General features: G+C 42.9%; 12 protein-coding genes. 5 read left to right on the forward strand and 7 right to left on the reverse strand.

Annotation, left to right across the window (positions count from 1 at the left end):
• The 3 genes from JGK07_RS18530 to JGK07_RS18540 form a co-directional block, all read left to right on the forward strand.
• The coding region (locus JGK07_RS18530; RefSeq protein ID WP_293197707.1) for an MBOAT family O-acyltransferase at positions 1-1,441 on the forward strand (1,441 nt) is incomplete at its 5' end.
• 210 nt (positions 1,442-1,651) lie between these two features.
• Positions 1,652-2,626 carry a DUF459 domain-containing protein gene (locus JGK07_RS18535; RefSeq protein ID WP_293197709.1) on the forward strand — a complete coding sequence of 325 codons (975 nt, stop codon included), beginning with the start codon at positions 1,652-1,654 and terminating at the stop codon, positions 2,624-2,626.
• 556 nt (positions 2,627-3,182) lie between these two features.
• Entirely contained in the window at positions 3,183-4,955 is a 1,773-nt protein-coding gene (locus JGK07_RS18540) for a hypothetical protein (RefSeq protein WP_293177537.1), read from the forward strand.
• 356 nt (positions 4,956-5,311) lie between these two features.
• Here the strand turns inward: JGK07_RS18540 and gloA are convergent, their stop codons facing one another.
• The 4 genes from gloA to JGK07_RS18560 all read right to left on the reverse strand — a co-directional run bounded on the left by gloA (position 5,312) and on the right by JGK07_RS18560 (position 9,048).
• Positions 5,312-5,740, reverse strand: a complete 429-nt coding sequence (gene gloA, locus JGK07_RS18545) for a lactoylglutathione lyase (RefSeq protein ID WP_293177534.1) — start codon at positions 5,738-5,740, stop codon at positions 5,312-5,314.
• A gap of 197 nt (positions 5,741-5,937) precedes the next feature.
• Complete coding sequence (locus tag JGK07_RS18550) at positions 5,938-6,165, reverse strand: hypothetical protein (protein WP_293177530.1); 228 nt, start codon at positions 6,163-6,165, stop codon at positions 5,938-5,940.
• Positions 6,166-6,184: 19 nt separating this feature from the next.
• The gene (locus tag JGK07_RS18555; RefSeq protein WP_293225122.1) at positions 6,185-8,434 is read right to left on the reverse strand and encodes a heavy metal translocating P-type ATPase; all 2,250 of its coding nucleotides are present in this window, start codon (positions 8,432-8,434) and stop codon (positions 6,185-6,187) included.
• A 419-nt stretch (positions 8,435-8,853) separates the two neighbouring features.
• A complete protein-coding gene (locus tag JGK07_RS18560) occupies positions 8,854-9,048 on the reverse strand; it encodes a heavy-metal-associated domain-containing protein (protein WP_293177525.1) in 195 nt (64 codons plus the stop codon).
• A gap of 506 nt (positions 9,049-9,554) precedes the next feature.
• Here JGK07_RS18560 and JGK07_RS18565 point away from each other — a divergent pair.
• Positions 9,555-10,274: a DUF305 domain-containing protein gene (locus JGK07_RS18565; RefSeq protein WP_293177523.1), complete on the forward strand. Its 720-nt coding sequence runs from the start codon at positions 9,555-9,557 to the stop codon at positions 10,272-10,274.
• Between the two features lie 311 nt (positions 10,275-10,585).
• Complete coding sequence (locus tag JGK07_RS18570) at positions 10,586-11,167, forward strand: HAD family hydrolase (RefSeq protein WP_293177521.1); 582 nt, start codon at positions 10,586-10,588, stop codon at positions 11,165-11,167.
• Between the two features lie 174 nt (positions 11,168-11,341).
• Here JGK07_RS18570 and JGK07_RS18575 read toward each other — a convergent pair whose 3' ends face one another.
• From JGK07_RS18575 to JGK07_RS18585, 3 genes are all read right to left on the reverse strand, one after another.
• On the reverse strand, positions 11,342-12,571 hold the full coding sequence (locus JGK07_RS18575) for an ATP-binding protein (RefSeq protein WP_293177519.1): 1,230 nt from the start codon (positions 12,569-12,571) through the stop codon (positions 11,342-11,344).
• 9 nt (positions 12,572-12,580) lie between these two features.
• Positions 12,581-16,285 (reverse strand): PAS domain S-box protein, encoded by a 3,705-nt coding sequence (locus JGK07_RS18580; RefSeq protein WP_293243057.1) that lies wholly within the window; start codon positions 16,283-16,285, stop codon positions 12,581-12,583.
• A 145-nt stretch (positions 16,286-16,430) separates the two neighbouring features.
• The gene (locus tag JGK07_RS18585; RefSeq protein WP_293177515.1) at positions 16,431-16,583 is read right to left on the reverse strand and encodes a hypothetical protein; all 153 of its coding nucleotides are present in this window, start codon (positions 16,581-16,583) and stop codon (positions 16,431-16,433) included.
• Positions 16,584-16,657 lie beyond the last annotated feature (74 nt).

Raw genomic sequence — 16,657 nt, forward strand, 5'->3', positions numbered from 1 at the left:
TAAAAATTTTACTTTATTGACATCTATGTTATTTCCTACTTACCAATTTTTAGTATTTTTCCTAATTATTTTTAGCGCCATCCTCTCCTTAAAGCCCAAAGTTGATTTGTATAAAATTGTCTTGCTAATTTCCAGTTTATTATTTTATTCTTTTTGGAGCTTAGACTTTCTCGGACTCCTGATTTTAAGTACAGTATACAATTATATCATTCTCCGAGCAGTCGATCGCGGCAAACAGCCAAAACTTGCCTTCATCTTCGGCATAATTGTCAACATTGTCAATCTCGGCATCTTTAAATATTGCAACTTCTTTGTAACCTCCTTATTTGAGGTACTAAACCAGCTCAAAATTCCCGCCAATTTTCAAATATTACAAATAATCGCCCCCGTCGGCATATCATTCTACACATTTAGAATAATTTCTCATTTAATCGACTGCTACCAACAAAAAATTTCCTGTCCTAAATTTATAGACTACGCCACCTACATTACCTACTTTCCCCAAATTGCCTCCGGCCCAATCTCCCGCCCTCACGAATTTTATACGCAGCTAAATTCACCAAGTAAATATGACTATAAAATCGAAGAAGTTATCGTTTTGATTTTGTCTGGACTCTTCAAAAAATATACTTTAGCGAGCTTTTTGTTTAATTTCACTCAACTACCATTCAAAGTCCCCCAGCAGTACAGCAGCATAGATTTAATCCTCGCGGCAATTTCCTATTCTTGTTTGATTTACGTAGATTTCAGCGGCTACTCGGATTTAGCTAACGGTATCTCTTGCTTGCTGGGTTTCAAACCGATCGCCAATTTCAATATGCCATATCGATCGCTCAGCCTGCAAGAATTTTGGAAAAGGTGGCACATCAGTCTTTCGGAGTGGTTGAGAGATTACCTTTACTTTCCCTTAGGTGGCAATAAATACGGCAAATTGCGGAAGTACGTAAATTTACTGATAACAATGGCGATCGGCGGATTTTGGCACGGCGCAGGATTAAACTTTATTTTCTGGGGAACAATCCACGGTTTAGGACTGATTGTCAACCATCTATGTAAAGATATTCCCCAAGCTATCCATCTCAAATTAGACTACGCCTTTCCGAGATTTGCCAAATTTTGCAGTTGGTTGTTAACCTTTACCTTTGTTACCTGTAGCTGGGTATTTTTCGGCACACCCAACTGGAAAACTGCGATCGGGTTTTTTCAAGGAATCTTTCGTTTTTCTGCTGCAACTGTTCAATTCAACTTTTGGCAATTGTATCTAGTAATTGCAGTCATTGGCGCAATCAACCTGTGGGGCGAGATCATTTCCCAAGTATTGCAAACAATATTGTCATTAAACAACCTATTCTTTCGGGTTGTCTTAGTTTCCCTGCTCGTGTATGCTATCTTAATGCTAGGCCCAAGTACCGTCCCACCTTTTATTTACTTTAACTTCTAATAAACAAGTATAGCCTTTCGAGTTCTCATATGAGGTACTCATGGGCATAGGGCATAGGGCATAGGGCATAGGACATAGGGCATAGGGCATAGGGCATACCTGGCTTTTTTGAGAACCGCTATATAAATCACAAAAAAGACTTTTTTTTATCTTATTACGTTCTTTCTCCTTCCTTTATGATGACAAATAACAAATAACAAATAACTTCTTATGAAAGACCGAGAAATTTTGTTGATAGTTACCTCTGTAATTCTCACCTTAATATTTTCCAACTTATCCTTATTTGTGAAAAGCTTTTCTTCAACTCCTTTAGCCAGTACCGAAATCAAACAAGCAGCGCGCCAGATCGAAATAGACGGCTTCAGGAAATCCGAACAAGATTTTTGGAGCAAAATCAAAGATATTAACTTCGATAGCATTTCCAAAAACCCCGACAAAATTCCGGTCAAAACCGCAACAAAATCGGCAGTCATCCTCCCAAAGCCTGCCAAGAAACCCACTCCATCCAAACCAAAAATAACCGTAGCTTATCGCAAATTTTTATTTATTGGAGATTCCGTAATGTTCGATTTAGGAACTCAACTCCAGTACACTCTTAAAGAAAAATACAATATCTCAAATACCAAAATCGACTACAAAGTATCGAGCGGATTAAATCGGATAGATTATTATGACTGGTACGCCAGAACCAGTGAAATGATCCAGGATTACGGGCCAGATGTAGTGATAATTTTGTTCGGAGGCAATGACACTCAAGATATCACCGATAACCAAGGAAAATACCGGGCTATTCTGACCCCCGAATGGCAAAAAGCTTATCAAGCAAGAGTAGATAAATATGCCAAATTACTTGGCTCTTCCTCCGTAAAAAAAGTGTATTGGATAGGTCAATCGATATCTAACAAATCTTCGTATCTCAAAGCTTTTCCCATCATGAACGACATCTATAAAAATGCCAGCAAGTCTTCATCAAAAATAGAATTTATTTCTACTTGGGATGCTTTTGCTGAAGCAGGGAATTTTGTCCCCGTAGTTGCTGACAAATCCGGCAAGCGAGGTTATGTAAAAATTAATGATGGCGTGCACTTTACCTCCCACGGAGCTCAAATTATCAGCGACGTAATCGTTGACAAAATGGCGAAGGACAAAATTTTAAAACTCCCGAAAAAGAAAGAAGCATCCTAGGTTGATTCGAGTCAAAAAAAATAGCCTGCAAATTAGACATCTTATCGGATTCGTGTAAAATTATATACTGAGGATCGCGAATTAAATAATTTACACATATTTGTGGGATGGGCGGGAGAGCCCGTCCCGAAAAGACGGGCGGGACGCCCATCCCACAAGAATAATAAAAATTGTAAGTTATTTAATTCTCATTCCTTAGTCGCCGACAGATATTTGGCTTGCTCAACCCGGTTGCTACGGAAAATATCGGTTTTATTCACCATACGGTTGAGTTAATACTGTCGAGCCTTCGGAGATCCTCGCATCGCCCTGATAGTTAGGAGACTTGAAGAACTCTTTTATTCCCCTTATTCAGGGATAGGGGGTATCAGCCTTCACTGAACTCGATCGCATGAAAGCAACCAACCAGAAATATACTCGTGAAATTTGATACCCAGCTTACCTATGTGTCAACTGCGTTCGGGACTAATATTGACAAAAAGCAGCAGTAGATGTAGAGTTGCATTCAGCATCGGACAACGACGTTAAGATCTAGCAATTGTCATGGCGACAAATTATGACAAGCAATCTCTGGAAACTCGATCGCACTAGCATCCCTGAGTCAATGGAGTGCAGCGACACAGCGCTCATCTTCAGTCTCACCAAATATACTCAACCTTGGGAAAGAATAAACACCGTTGAAGGCATCTTGCAACAATGCGGAATCGCTCCTTTTGCTGAAGTTCTGGACGTACCCAAAAGCGGAATATTAGGGCAAGATATACCAGAATCCGCTAGAAAACCGCATCCAAATTTGCTGTTTCGGGCTTTGGCAATTCAAGCATTGGGCAAGGTGCGAGAGGGTATTATATCAAGTGAGGAACCTGTATCAAGTGATTTTAGCGAAAATAAGCTAGCGGTGTTGGAACAGGAAGCGCTAGGGGGAGCGACTCCTTTAATTCGGTGGTGTGCTGCTGTTAGCATTCAGTCAATTTTGTTGGATGAATGGCAAGCACAAGGCAAGGAATCTGCTGGCCATGTCACAATTAATGCAGCAGAAATTGAGCAGCGGGTTGTAGAAGAGCAAATTAAACTGTTAGCCAGCAATAAATTTGCTTTGAACGACAACAGCAGAATGGACAGCGGTAAGGAATATGAGAATTGTCTCGATTTTTGGGTCTACGGCCCTAGCTGGCTGCTGCTGGGTGTGTTAATGGATTGCGAGGAATATCTGTTTTGGGTCGATCGCGTATTTCCTGCGATCGCAGTTACGGATGATGGGTACAAATTTCATGCCGAAAAGGATGCAGCCATCACCAACTTTTTGGATGTGGCGAAAAATAATTTTAAGGAGTGGGAATTCTCCCAAATAGTTGCCAAAGTTTTTGAGTTTCTGCACCACCCGGAGGCGGCGATCAAAAATCGAGCGGCAATTATGTTAGAACCTTACCAAGATCGGCTAGACCGAAAATCGGCGCAAATTATGACAGCGCTCCTATATAAATTTCATGTAGAACATCAGTCTTTAGAATCTCTGACCATTCCCGAAATTGAGGAGTGCAAAGCGTCACTGTATCTAGATAAAAAGGAAATTGACGGCGTGTATTCTGAGGCTGTGTCGCTGTGCGACGATGATATCGCAATGGCAAATTTCTTGTCAGATAAACAGAGGGAATACCAAAATGCTGTAGACGAGCATATTCACAATTTGAGCAAGTTAGTTAAGTCGATCCTAGATTGTCAGAGCTTGTTAGATGCGAATAGGGAACTTTTGTATTTGACAGTAGAGCGGCTGCAAGAATGGGATCAGACCCTTGGTAATAAACTGGCTGAACACCGCAGGAAACTCCAAAACGTGAGTGTTGACAAAAGCACGTCCGAGCAGTGCATAAACCTCGACAACGATTTGAATTTAATCAGAGATTCTTTGCAGTCTACTTTGTATGAAGTCACATCAAAAATTAACAGCAAAATTAGAGATTTAGAACTTTCGGCGTCCAAAAATAACAAGACTGCAACACAGATGTTTAAGTGGACGTGGCTATTGTTAGGAGTGTGGTTTTCAATAGGGCTAGTTTTGTATTTATCCGATGCAGTGATTAACTCGATATTGACCGTCAACTACTACCAAAGTGAATTTCTAGTCTATTGGACTATGTTTTTTATTGTGATGGTGGTATTTTTGTTAGTATTAGCTATATTCTTTGCGACGCTCGCTGCCTTAGACAAGCGCCGAGAATCTAAATTAATTCCTAAATTTGACAGTTTAAGCCAAATAGGGAACAGTTTTTCTATTTTGTGGCAAAAGAGTTACTTGCAGCAATTTGTACCGTCAGTGCGATCGAATTAAAAGTGTGGAAAACCCCTTCGCATTCTGTCAGTAGCAGGGCGGTTTTATTGTCGTCAGACAAATTAGGTACGTAGTTGCGCTTCAGCGCTCCAAAGGTACGTAGTTGCGCTTCAGCGCTCTTGGGTACGTAGTTGCGCTTCAGCGCTCAAATTAGGTACGTAGTTGCGCTTCAGCGCTCTTCCCTAATATTATAAAGAGCGCTGAAGCGCAACTACATACCTTGGTAGGTGCCAGCCTACCTTTGAAAGCAGACTTGAATTGCCAAAGTTCTTTTAATCAAATTTTGGGACAGGCTAGAAGCCCATCCCACAAGAAACACAATTGTGGGATGGGCTTCTAGCCTGTCCTAGCGAAGACTAAGATGCAGTCGCCGCACTTACTTTCTGACTGCTGCTACCTTGATTTTTCAGTTGAATTAATTCAACTTTATATCCATCTGGATCTTGGACAAAAGCGATGACTGTTGAACCGTGCTTCATCGGGCCGGGTTCGCGAATAACTTTGCCGCCGCGGGCTTTAATTGCTTCGCAAGTACCGTAAATGTCGTCAACGCCGATCGCAATATGACCGTAAGCATCACCCAAATTGTACTCGGCGACGCCCCAGTTGTAAGTTAATTCCAAAACTGTAGTGTCGGATTCGTCGCCGTAGCCCACAAAAGCCAGAGTAAATTTACCGTCTGGATAGTCCTTTTGTCGCAGCAATCTCATCCCCAGAACCTCGGTGTAAAATTTGAGGGACTCTTCCAGGTTTCCGACTCGGAGCATCGTGTGTAGTAGTTGCATTTAGCTCACTCCAAATTTTTTAAGCTTTCTTAATTTTACCGAGTTCTTGGTGGAAAAAACCGCAACGGCCAAATTTACTTTGTTTTAGGTAAATCCACCTAATAAAACGTAAAATACGGCTCGCTAAAAAGCTTGCTGTGTATCTCTTCTTCCTTCTTCCTTCTTCCTTCTTCCTTCTTCCTTCTTCCTTCTTCCTTCTAAGCTTGATTTTTACTGAACAAAAACCACCATAATTCTAAACCAATTAAGCTCAATCCGCCTGCTGTTATGCCAATTTTTAAACTTATCGGTTGTTCTATTTGCCGAAATTGAGCAGTTGAATTTGCAGGATGAGTTGATATTTGATTGGCTCGAACTCCCGATGCAAGTCCGAGCATAATTCCTAAACCTGCGAGACTTCCTAAAACTTGACGCTGGCTAAACATTTCTCAAATCCCTCTTAAATTATGCAATAACTTTCACTTTAAAATTCCGCAACCGCAAAGCATTAGTCACTACCGAAAGCGAACTAAAAGCCATTGCTGCACCAGCGATAATCGGATTGAGCAACCAGCCAAAAATCGGGTACAAAATGCCAGCGGCGATCGGGATACCCGCGATGTTGTAAATAAAGGCAAAAAACAGATTTTCGCGGATGTTCCGCATCGTGGCGCGGGAAAGTTGAATTGCTGTAACTATGCCTTGCAAATCGCCGGAAATTAAGGTAATGTCGCTGGCTGCGATCGCCACATCAGTGCCGGTACCGATCGCAATTCCCACATCCGAAGCGGCCAAAGCAGGAGCATCGTTAATCCCGTCTCCCACCATCGCTACAATTTTGCCTTCTCCTTGCAGCGCTTGGATTTGAGCTGCTTTTTGGTCGGGTCTAACTTCGGCAAAAATCCGAGTAATTCCTACCGATTGGGCGATCGACTCCGCAGTCGCGCGGTTATCCCCAGTCAGCATGGCCACCTCCAAACCGAGTTTTTGCAGCGCTTTCACCGATCGCGCCGACGAAGGTTTCAGAGCATCCGCAATGGCCAGAATTGCCTCAATTTTGCCCTCTACAGCCATCCAAACCACCGTTTTGCTCGCAGCTTCAAAAGCTCGCGCGCGCAGCTCCAGATATTCAGTATCGCAGCCTAGTTCCTGCATCCACCTGAGGCTTCCCAGGGCGATCGACTTTCCCCCCGAAACCCCTCGCACGCCGCTCCCCACCACAGCCTCAAAATCCTGAATATCTGTCAACTTCACCTCTTGAGATTGAGCGTATCTAACCACAGCTTCCCCTACAGGATGCTCCGAATTTCGCTCTACAGACGCCGCCAATTGCAGCAACTTTAACTCATTGCTCTGGGCCGTTCCTTTAATTGTCACAAAATCAGTAACAGTCGGCTTACCTTCCGTAAGCGTTCCAGTTTTATCTAACACGATAATTTGAATTTTGTGAGCCAATTCTAAACTATCGGCTCCTTTAATTAAGATTCCATTTTCTGCACCTTTACCCGTGCCAACCATCACAGCAGTCGGAGTCGCCAAACCCAAAGCACAGGGACAGGCAATAATCAGCACTTCCACCATTGTCACCGTCGCCAAAGTGAAGTTACCCATCGCGTTAAACCAAATAATAAAAGTAGCTAAAGCGATGGCAATTACTACAGGAACAAACCAGCCCGTCACTTGGTCTGCTAACTTTTGAATCGGTGCTTTTGAAGCTTGGGCATCCTGCACCATCTTGACAATTTGAGCTAAAAATGTATCTTTGCCAACTCTGGTAGCGCGAAACCGAAAGCTGCCTGTTTTGTTAATTGTCGCTCCAATAACTTCATCGCCAAGTTGCTTTTTGACAGCCAAACTTTCCCCCGTAACCATTGCTTCATCTACCGTCGAAGCACCTTCAATCACTTCTCCGTCAACGGGGATTTGCTCGCCCGGACGCACCTGCACAATGTCACCAATTGCCACTTGGGCGATGGGTACTTCTAACTCTTCTCCGTTGCGAACGATCCGAGCAGTTTTTGCTTGCAAACCCATGAGTTTGCGAATTGCTTCCGAAGTCTCTCCCTTCGCTCTATTTTCGAGGTTTTTTCCCAACAAAATTAACGCTATCACGCTGGTGGCAACTTCGTAGTAAACGCTAGGATTCAAACCTTGCGAGGTAAATAAACCGGGCAAAAATGTCACAAATACCGAATAAAAGTAAGCAGCACTTGTCCCCAAAGCAATCAGGGTATCCATTGTGGCGACGCGCCGTTTTAACGATTTCCAAGCCCCCACATAAAACGATTTACCGCACCAAAACTGTACTGGTGATGTCAGCACTAATTGCAACCAAAAATTGTGCAGCCATGCGGGAATGAATGGCAGGTGCCAGCCTGTCATGGTTGGAATGCCGCCCAAAACCAGTATAATGCTGATGCTGCCTGCGATCCAGAGTTTTCGCTGCAAGTTTTGAGATGCGGATTTGCGATCGGCTTTTTCTGCATCATCCTCTGCCATTTCTTGCAGGGGCAAAGCTTCGTATCCCGCTGCATCAACAGCTTCTTGAATGATTGTTAAGTTGGTTTGCTTCGAGTCATATTGGATGGTTGCTTGTTCCATGCCAAAATTGACGCTGCACTCAATTACGCCGGGGACAGATTTAATTGCTTGTTCGATAGAGGAAGCACAAGCAGCACAACTCATGCCCCGCAATTTAAGTGTGAGATTGTCCATAAATGCCCTCATAAATTATAAAATGAGCTTCTGGGTTCAAATAATCCCAAAAAACGGGTGCATCTGGGTTTGGCGAATACATCCGTAGGGGCGAAGCATGACCGCAGAAAATATGGGATGATAACTGATAATTTATATGCGGTCATGCTTCGCCCTCTTCAAAAACCAGATGCACCCCAAAAAACGGATACAAGCGGCCGCAGGGCTGTAGTAGAGAATCAAAAAGATGAGACTCTTATTCAATCTCCCAGATTCATCTGTAGAGTAATATTATGTCCTGTAAATTACCATAATAAAAACGGTTTGTAGTGAGGACTTCAGTCCTCATAATTCAGAGGACTGAAGTCCTCACTACAAACAAATCTTATCATGGTCGTTCTCTGCGGACATGATATAAATCTAAAATCTAAAATCTAAAATCAACTGGCTGGATAGCCAGCAGATGCGATCGCTTTTCTAACTTCACTTTCCGGCTTAGCCGTTTGAATCGCGACCAATTTTGTCTTGATATCTGCCTCAACAGCAGCGCCTGAGTCAATAGCTTGGACTGCTTTTGTGATTGTATTCACACAAGCCGAACAAGCCATTTTGGGAATTTTTAGCTCTAAAGTCATAATTGTGGAACCTCAGCAGAAACTACTTTGCTTCGGGTGCAGCGACCTGTGCAAGGCAAATATGTTTGTAGGGGCGAAGCATGACCGCAGTGAAAATAAGATTATAACTAATAACTTGTATGCGGTCATGCTTCGCCCTCTTCAAAAGTGAAATGCACCCGAAGCTTCATAGATGAATTAACTCCATTGTAAAGTCTCCAGTTAGCAGGAGAGTCAAGGGGAAATTCCAAATTAATTATTAAGTTTTAGTGAAACTCATCCTTTATCTAATTGATGGCACGGCAAGATTTATTTACCAGAAAGAATCGGTTGAAAGCCCCAAGCTTTTTTGGGAGAAATTAAAATCAGACTATTCATTACTCCAATCCTCTTCCTTCTAGGTAAAGGTCGCTGTCAACTGTCAACTGTCAACTGTCAACTGACAACTTCGACTCAAGAATTTCATGCCAATTTCATTTATATGTGAGAAACTGAATAAACCTGGGAGTTTTAAGGATATAAAATCTATGAAACCAATTTCATTAAAAACAGGCTTGGCAGCGCTAATCTTGACCGCCACAGCCACCGCAACCAGCGGAATTCTAGCAGCTTGTTCAAAATCTCCTACCAGCCCAACTCAAGCCCCAAATGTTACCGCAACAACCCAAGCGAACAACAAGCAAGACGCGGCACAAAGTGGCGGCATGGGTGGTATGAATCATGGCATGAATCACAATATGTCAATGGATTTAGGCCCGGCTGATGCCGACTACGATTTGCGATTTATTGATGGCATGACAGTACACCATCAAGGTGCTGTAAACATGGCGAAAGAGGTGCTCAACAAGTCAAAGCGCCCGGAAATGAAAAAACTAGCTAATAACATTATTGCCGCTCAAAACCGCGAAATCAATCAAATGAAAGAGTGGCGAAAAACTTGGTATGCCAAAGCCGACAGTACGCCAATGGCTTATCACGCTCAAATGAATCACATGATGCCAATGACTCCCGAACAAATGCAAGCCATGATGATGAGCATGGATTTAGGAGCGGCTGATGCTGAATTTGACCTCCGATTTCTGAATGCGATGATTCCCCACCACGAAGGAGCTTTAGTGATGGCTGAAGATGCGTTGCAGAAGTCGAAACGGCCGGAAATGAAGAAATTATCTCAAGAGATTCTGACTTCGCAAAAGCAAGAGATTGAGCAAATGAAACAGTGGCGCCAAGCTTGGTACAAAAAGTAGTGACGGGGCGGATAAATTAATTGCAATAGACTTCTTGCAAAAATAGTTAGGACGCTGCTCTGAGCAACCTCCCAAAAAAATCTTTTTTCTTGTGGGATGGGCTTCTAGCCCGTCCCAAAATTTGATTAAAAGGACTTTTGTAATCTTGTCTAATATCTGTAGATACTGTCTTGATTTTTTAGGGTAGCTAGAGTATAATTGGAGTCGCACGGTTTTGGGGTTTTATAAATCCAAAAAGCCTTCGATCCCGAATTATTTGAGCGCTACTCCTTGACAGTTCCAGACAGTATCTACAATCCGATCGCAATTCTATGAAACGAGCAGTATTTCTCGACCGCGATGGCGTTCTCAATATCGAAGCTGGCTACATTCACAAACTAGAAGATTTGCATTTAATCCCCGGCATAGCTGAAGCTGTACGCCGTTTAAATGACAGACAAATATTTTGCTGTTTGGTTTCCAATCAATCGGGGCCGGCGAGGGGTTATTATCCTGTGGCCCACGTAGAAAATTTGCACAAACGCCTGTGTTTGTTACTAGAAAATGAAGCCGGAGCGAGGTTAGATGCTCTTTATTATTGTCCTTACTTGAGTGCAGCAGAAGGCGGAACAAATCCAGAATTTACCCGGTACACGACTTGGCGAAAACCGAATACGGGGATGTTGGTAGCGGCGGCTTGGGAACACGATTTGGATTTGGCGAATAGTTTTATGGTGGGGGATAAAGCGACGGATGTCGATATGGCTCACAATGCCGGTTGTACTGGTATTTTGGTGCAGACTGGTTACGGGGAAAGCGTGTTGAGTGGCGAGTATCAGCACCATACTAAACCTGATTTTATTGCTGCAAATTTAGCTGCGGGGGTTGAGTGGATTTTGCAACATTTTGATTAGTGGCATCGGAATTGATATTACCCACAGCGGTGGGTGAGCACAGTTGAACCACGTCTGACACGGCACTGCCGTGTCCCTACAATAAATGCTTGCGATGGTTACATCTCTCATCAAGGGTTCATGATTATTTTGGGGTAGGGAAACGGCATTGCCGTGTCCTCCGTTACCTGGCATTTAAGTCTTTGACAATTCAGCCTTAGAGGAAAGGGCTACGTAAGGAAGCGCGACTGTAAAGGTAGTACCAACGCCGATTTTGCTTTCGCAGGCGATCGCACCTCCTTGCAAATCCACAGCTTTTTTAACAATCGTCAATCCCAAACCGTTACCTTTAATCTTTCCACTATTCTTGCAACGGTAAAACATTTCAAATATTTTCCCTACTTCGGTTTCTGGGATGCCCATACCTTCGTCTCGGATGCGAATAATTAGTAAAGGAGAGTTAATATTTTTAAATGGGGAATTGGCAAACAAAGACTGAGTAGACAAGCAGAAAATAGCTTCTTTGTCTCCCTCGCCTGGTTGACGGCATTCCAATTCTAAGGTTATTTGCCCGCCGTCGGGAGAATATTTTATGGCGTTGACGATTAAGTTAGAAATAATGCCGTGCAGCAATTGTTGATCTAACATCGCGCTGGTAACGGCAGACGGGCTGAATCTTAGTTTGTGTTTGGCTTCATGTCCTAACTGCAATTGATCCAGCAAATCTTGACAAAATTCGAGTAAATTTATCGGTAATGGATTGCATTTGAGTCTCCCTGCTTCTGCTCGGCCCATGAACAGCATATCCTCGATTAGCTGGTTCATCTTTTGGGTAGCTGAGTGCACTAGGCGCAGGGTTTTGACTTGAGATTCGTCACTGCTGCGAGTGCGATCGAGTTCTAGGAGCTCGGCAGAGATTAAAATCGTGTTCAGCGGGTTCCGCAATTCGTGGGCAGCCATTGATATATACTGGTTTTGGCGGTGCGCTTTTTCTTCCACCGACTCTCTGGCTGCTTCCGAAGCTTTGAGAGCTGCTCGCATTTTGGTTTCGATTTCGTGCCTGTGGAGCGCAATCTCGATCGCCACCCGCAAATCATTTTGTTGAAATGGTTTGATAATGTAGCCGAATGGATCTGTAATTTTCGCTCTTTGCATCGTTTTATCGTCGGCATAAGCTGTTAAAAATACTGTCGGTATATCTATCTTATTTCTAATTTTTTCTGCGGCTGTCACGCCGTCCATCTCACCTTTAAGCACGATATCCATCAGCACTAAATCTGGCGGACTTTCGTCTACTTTTTCTAGAGCTTCTTCTCCTGAAGCAACAATAGCTGTTACTGCATAACCCAGCTTTTTTAATCTGCCTGCTATGTCCTGAGCTACAATTATTTCATCTTCTACTACCAATATTTTTATAGGATTCATATTTTTTTCTTAAATGCGACGCCGATAATTTAACTCAAGGAAAGTAATATGGTAACAAGTTCCGCACTCAGTGTCAATAACCAGATTTCCTTCTAATTGCTGAGTTAACATCCGCACTAATCGCAATCCTAATGTTTCGCTACTTTCCACATCAAAGTCCGCCGGAAATCCGCTGCCGTCGTCTTGAATACTTAAATGAAATTCTGGGAAATTACTTTCATTAAAATTAATACTAATTTCTCCCGATAAACTTTGACCAAAAGCATACTTTAAGGAGTTTGAAACCAGTTCATTAATGATTAAACCGCAAGGAATTGCCGTTTCTATATTTAAATATATGGAATCAACATTGAGATTGAATTTGATAGAAGTGTTACCACAACCAAAAGATTGATACAAATTAGCAATCAAGTTTTCAACGTAAGGGGGGAGGTGGATTCGATCGATATTTTCCGATTGATAAAGTTGCTCGTGAATCAGAGCCATTGAATGGATGCGGGTTTGGCTTTCTTCAAATAAAGCAAGCGTCGGTTCGTCTTCAATGTATTGAGCTTGAAGTTGCAGCAGGCTGGAAACTACCTGCATATTATTTTTGACTCGGTGGTGAATTTCTTTGAGCAATACTTCTTTTTCGCGGAGTGCCGCTTGGATGCGGGCCTCGGTCAATTTGCGATCGCTAATATCTTCGCAAATACCCGCCAGCCGATAAATTTTGCCCGCTTCGTCATAAATGGGAAAAGCTCGATCGCACACCCAGCGAATTGTGCCGTCAGGCAGTACAATCCGATATTCGATACTGGTGAACTCGCCCTGCAACACTTGCGGAAGTCCCTCTTGCAGCAAATGTATATCCTCTGGATGCACCCACTCCATCCATTTTATCGGCTCGGCATACAATTCTTCGCGACTGCGCCCCCAGATTTGTTCGTAAGCTGGGCTCAGATATAATAAATCGGTAAAATCAGCAGAAACTAGCCAGAAGGAATCTTGGATATTTTCTGCAAGCTGGCGGAAGCGTTCTTCACTTTCACGGATCGCTTTTTCTGCCTGTTTTGCTTGGCTGATATCTTCTGCAATCCCAACAACGCGGTAAATTTCACCACCTTGATTTCTAATCGGAAAAGCCCGATCGCGAATCCAGCGAATTTCGCCGTCCGGCCTGACAATGCGATACTCAATCTCGTCTTCAGCTAGAACTTGTTTAGTGAATGTAGCAATCACCCGAGCGCGATCTTCTGGATGGAGTGACTCTGCAAAAAAGCGCCCGCAAGCATACAAATCAGCACTGCTTCTCCCCCAAATTTTTTCGTAACCCGGACTGACATAAATAAATTCTTGGGGGTGAACGCCTACCATCCAAAACACGCTTTCAATATTTTCTGCTAGCTGTCGAAACCTTTCTTCGCTTTCCTTCAGTGCTGCTTCAGCTTGTTTGCGATCGCTAATATCTTCTATGACTGCTACATTGTAAATTGCTCCGCTCAACGGTTCTTGGACGAGGGAAACAGTGATATTTACCCAAATTAAAGAACCATCTTGGCAAACCAAGCGTTTTTCCATGTTGAAACAGTCAATTTCCCGGTCAAACAATCTGTTATTTTTTTCCCTGTCCGGCTCTAGATCTTCACAGTAACTGACATCCATCCAAGTTCCGCACAGCAACTCTTCCGCAGTATATCCCAAAATATTACAGAACTTTTGGTTGACTCGCAAATAGCGACCATTTTTATCGCAATGAGTAATGCCGACTGCTGCTTGTTCGACGGTTGCGCGAAAACGTTCTTCGCTATCTCTAAGGGCAGCTTCTGCTTTTTTGCGATCGCTAATATCGCGCTGCACCCCAAAATACCCGGCAATTCTGCCCTGGGAATCGTTAATGCAAATATAATCGCCTTCCACCCAAATTAGCTCACCATCAAACTTGCGATTGTCATTTTCGATGTGAATTCTGCCAGCATCAAAAAATTGCCTAATAATTTCTCTGTCACCAGCCAAGTTGTGGAACAAGAAAGAGTTAAGCGTCACGCCAATAAACTCTTCCCTAGTAGCTCCGTATTGAGCGATCAAAGCATCATTTGCCTTCGTTACCCGCCCGTTAGAAAATACGTAATCCAAAACTTTTTCTTTGTCAGAGGTATCGTCCCAGTACACTGGTTCGTCCAGCATCATAAAGAAAAAACCATCTAAAGATTGAGAAAAAAACAATTCTAGCTGTTCCTGACTTTCCCGCAAAAATTCTTCGGTACGCCAGCGATCGATAATTTCTTCTCGCAAGTGTTGGTTAGCTATTCTTAAATCTTCAGTACGCTTGTGATATTTTATTTCTAGCTCATTTTTAAGGCGTTGCAGCACGAATTCTGACTGTTTTTTTTCTGTAATATCTTGAGTAACTACCATGCCTGCAAAAATTTCTGCCTGGTCGTTTTTGACTGGAGAAACTGTTGTTGAATAAAATCGATCGCGATATTTATATTCAAAATTATTCTCTTCTCCTGCTAAAGCTGCGCGATATTTGGTCTCAAAAAAATCCAAATCTTCTGGCGGCGATATTTCCGACAAGGTTTTGCCTTCCACCAGTTCTTTGGACAAACCAACTACTGCCAAACCTTGACCGTCAACCAAAATATAGCGCAAATCAGAATCGAACAAAAATACCGATCCATTCGGATAATGCTTGATCAGAGTTCGGTACATTTCCTGGCTTTTTTCAAGAGATGCGATTAACTCAATTCGCTCTAGGGCAACTCGCTTGTGTTCAGTAATATCTATAACAATACCGAGAGTTTGTTTCGGCGAACCATCAGAGTTTCTCAAGAAAACAATATCTCTGCCCATAAACCAGCGCCATTCACCCCGAGCATTTCTCAGCCTGTACTCGCACTCAAATATTTCGCCGTCCTTGAGTGTTGATATTTTTGCTTGGATTTCCGGGATTTTTAGCAAATCATCGGGGTGCATAATTGTGGGAAAAAGTGCGTCTCCTAACTGTTGAACTTGTTCGGAGGAATAGCCGAGAATTTGGTTAACTTGGTTGTTGGTATAAATATTTCGATTTTCAGTAATATCGTAAATGTACGCAAGGCCTGGAAGTGCTTCGGTTATACTGTGAATAAACTTTTGATTTTCTCGGAGAGCGGCATCTGCCTCAATTCGCTCGGTGATATCTTGGGCAACTCCGACTATTTGTTTTGGCCTGCCGTCAGGAGTGCGAGAAAAAATTGCGTGCCGATCGTGAAACCACCGCAATTCGCCGCTAGGGTGCTGAATTCGGTACTCTGTTTCCAGGATTTCTCCATCTTTAGCTACGGCTATTTCTGTTTCGACATGAACGCTAAGTTTCTCTATATCTTCAGCATAAACTAGCAAAGAAAGGGCATCGTTTCCCATTTCCTGAACTTGTGCCGCCGTGCAACCATAAAACTCGGCGATGTAGCGATTTCCATAGAGATTGCGGTTTTCTATGAGGTCGTAAATGTATAAAACACCGGGGGTAGTATCAGCCACCCTTTGCATAAATTCTTGATTTTGTCGGAAAGAAGCTTCTGTTTGAGTTAGCTCAATGATATCTCTTTTCAGTTGTGCTTCTAATTTGCGCCGCAATTCTATTTCTTCCTGCAAATTCTCTTCGAGTTGCCGAATTTTTTCTTTTTGCTCTGCGACTAGCGCTTCGCAGGTGGTGAGGGCGCGATCGATATCTGTGGGCTCACTACACATAGTAAGTTCTTAATTTGCAGTTGCGGACTAGAGTTGTGTCTAGCCTAACATTATAAGGCTCTAGTCTTGACTGCCAACTAGCACCATTTCACACAAAATTTACAAATATATTAAGTTTTGCCCAGAAAATGCCTGCTGATTGAGATTATTCCCATTTTCTGCCTTCTTCGCTTTGTGAAATTGAAATGTGAAATTGACCGCAGCCAGACAAAAGATTTATTACCTTCTGCTTTGTTACCAGAAAGAATTGGTTGAAAGCCTCTGGGTTTGGCGTAGAAATTAAAAGAAGACGATTCATTACTCCCATCCTCGGACTGACCGGAAGAGGTCGCCCTCAAGCGGTCAACTGTCAACTGTCAACTGTCAACTGTC

This window comes from Microcoleus sp. PH2017_24_DOB_U_A (genome assembly GCF_020738205.1).
Lineage (GTDB): Bacteria > Cyanobacteriota > Cyanobacteriia > Cyanobacteriales > Microcoleaceae > Microcoleus.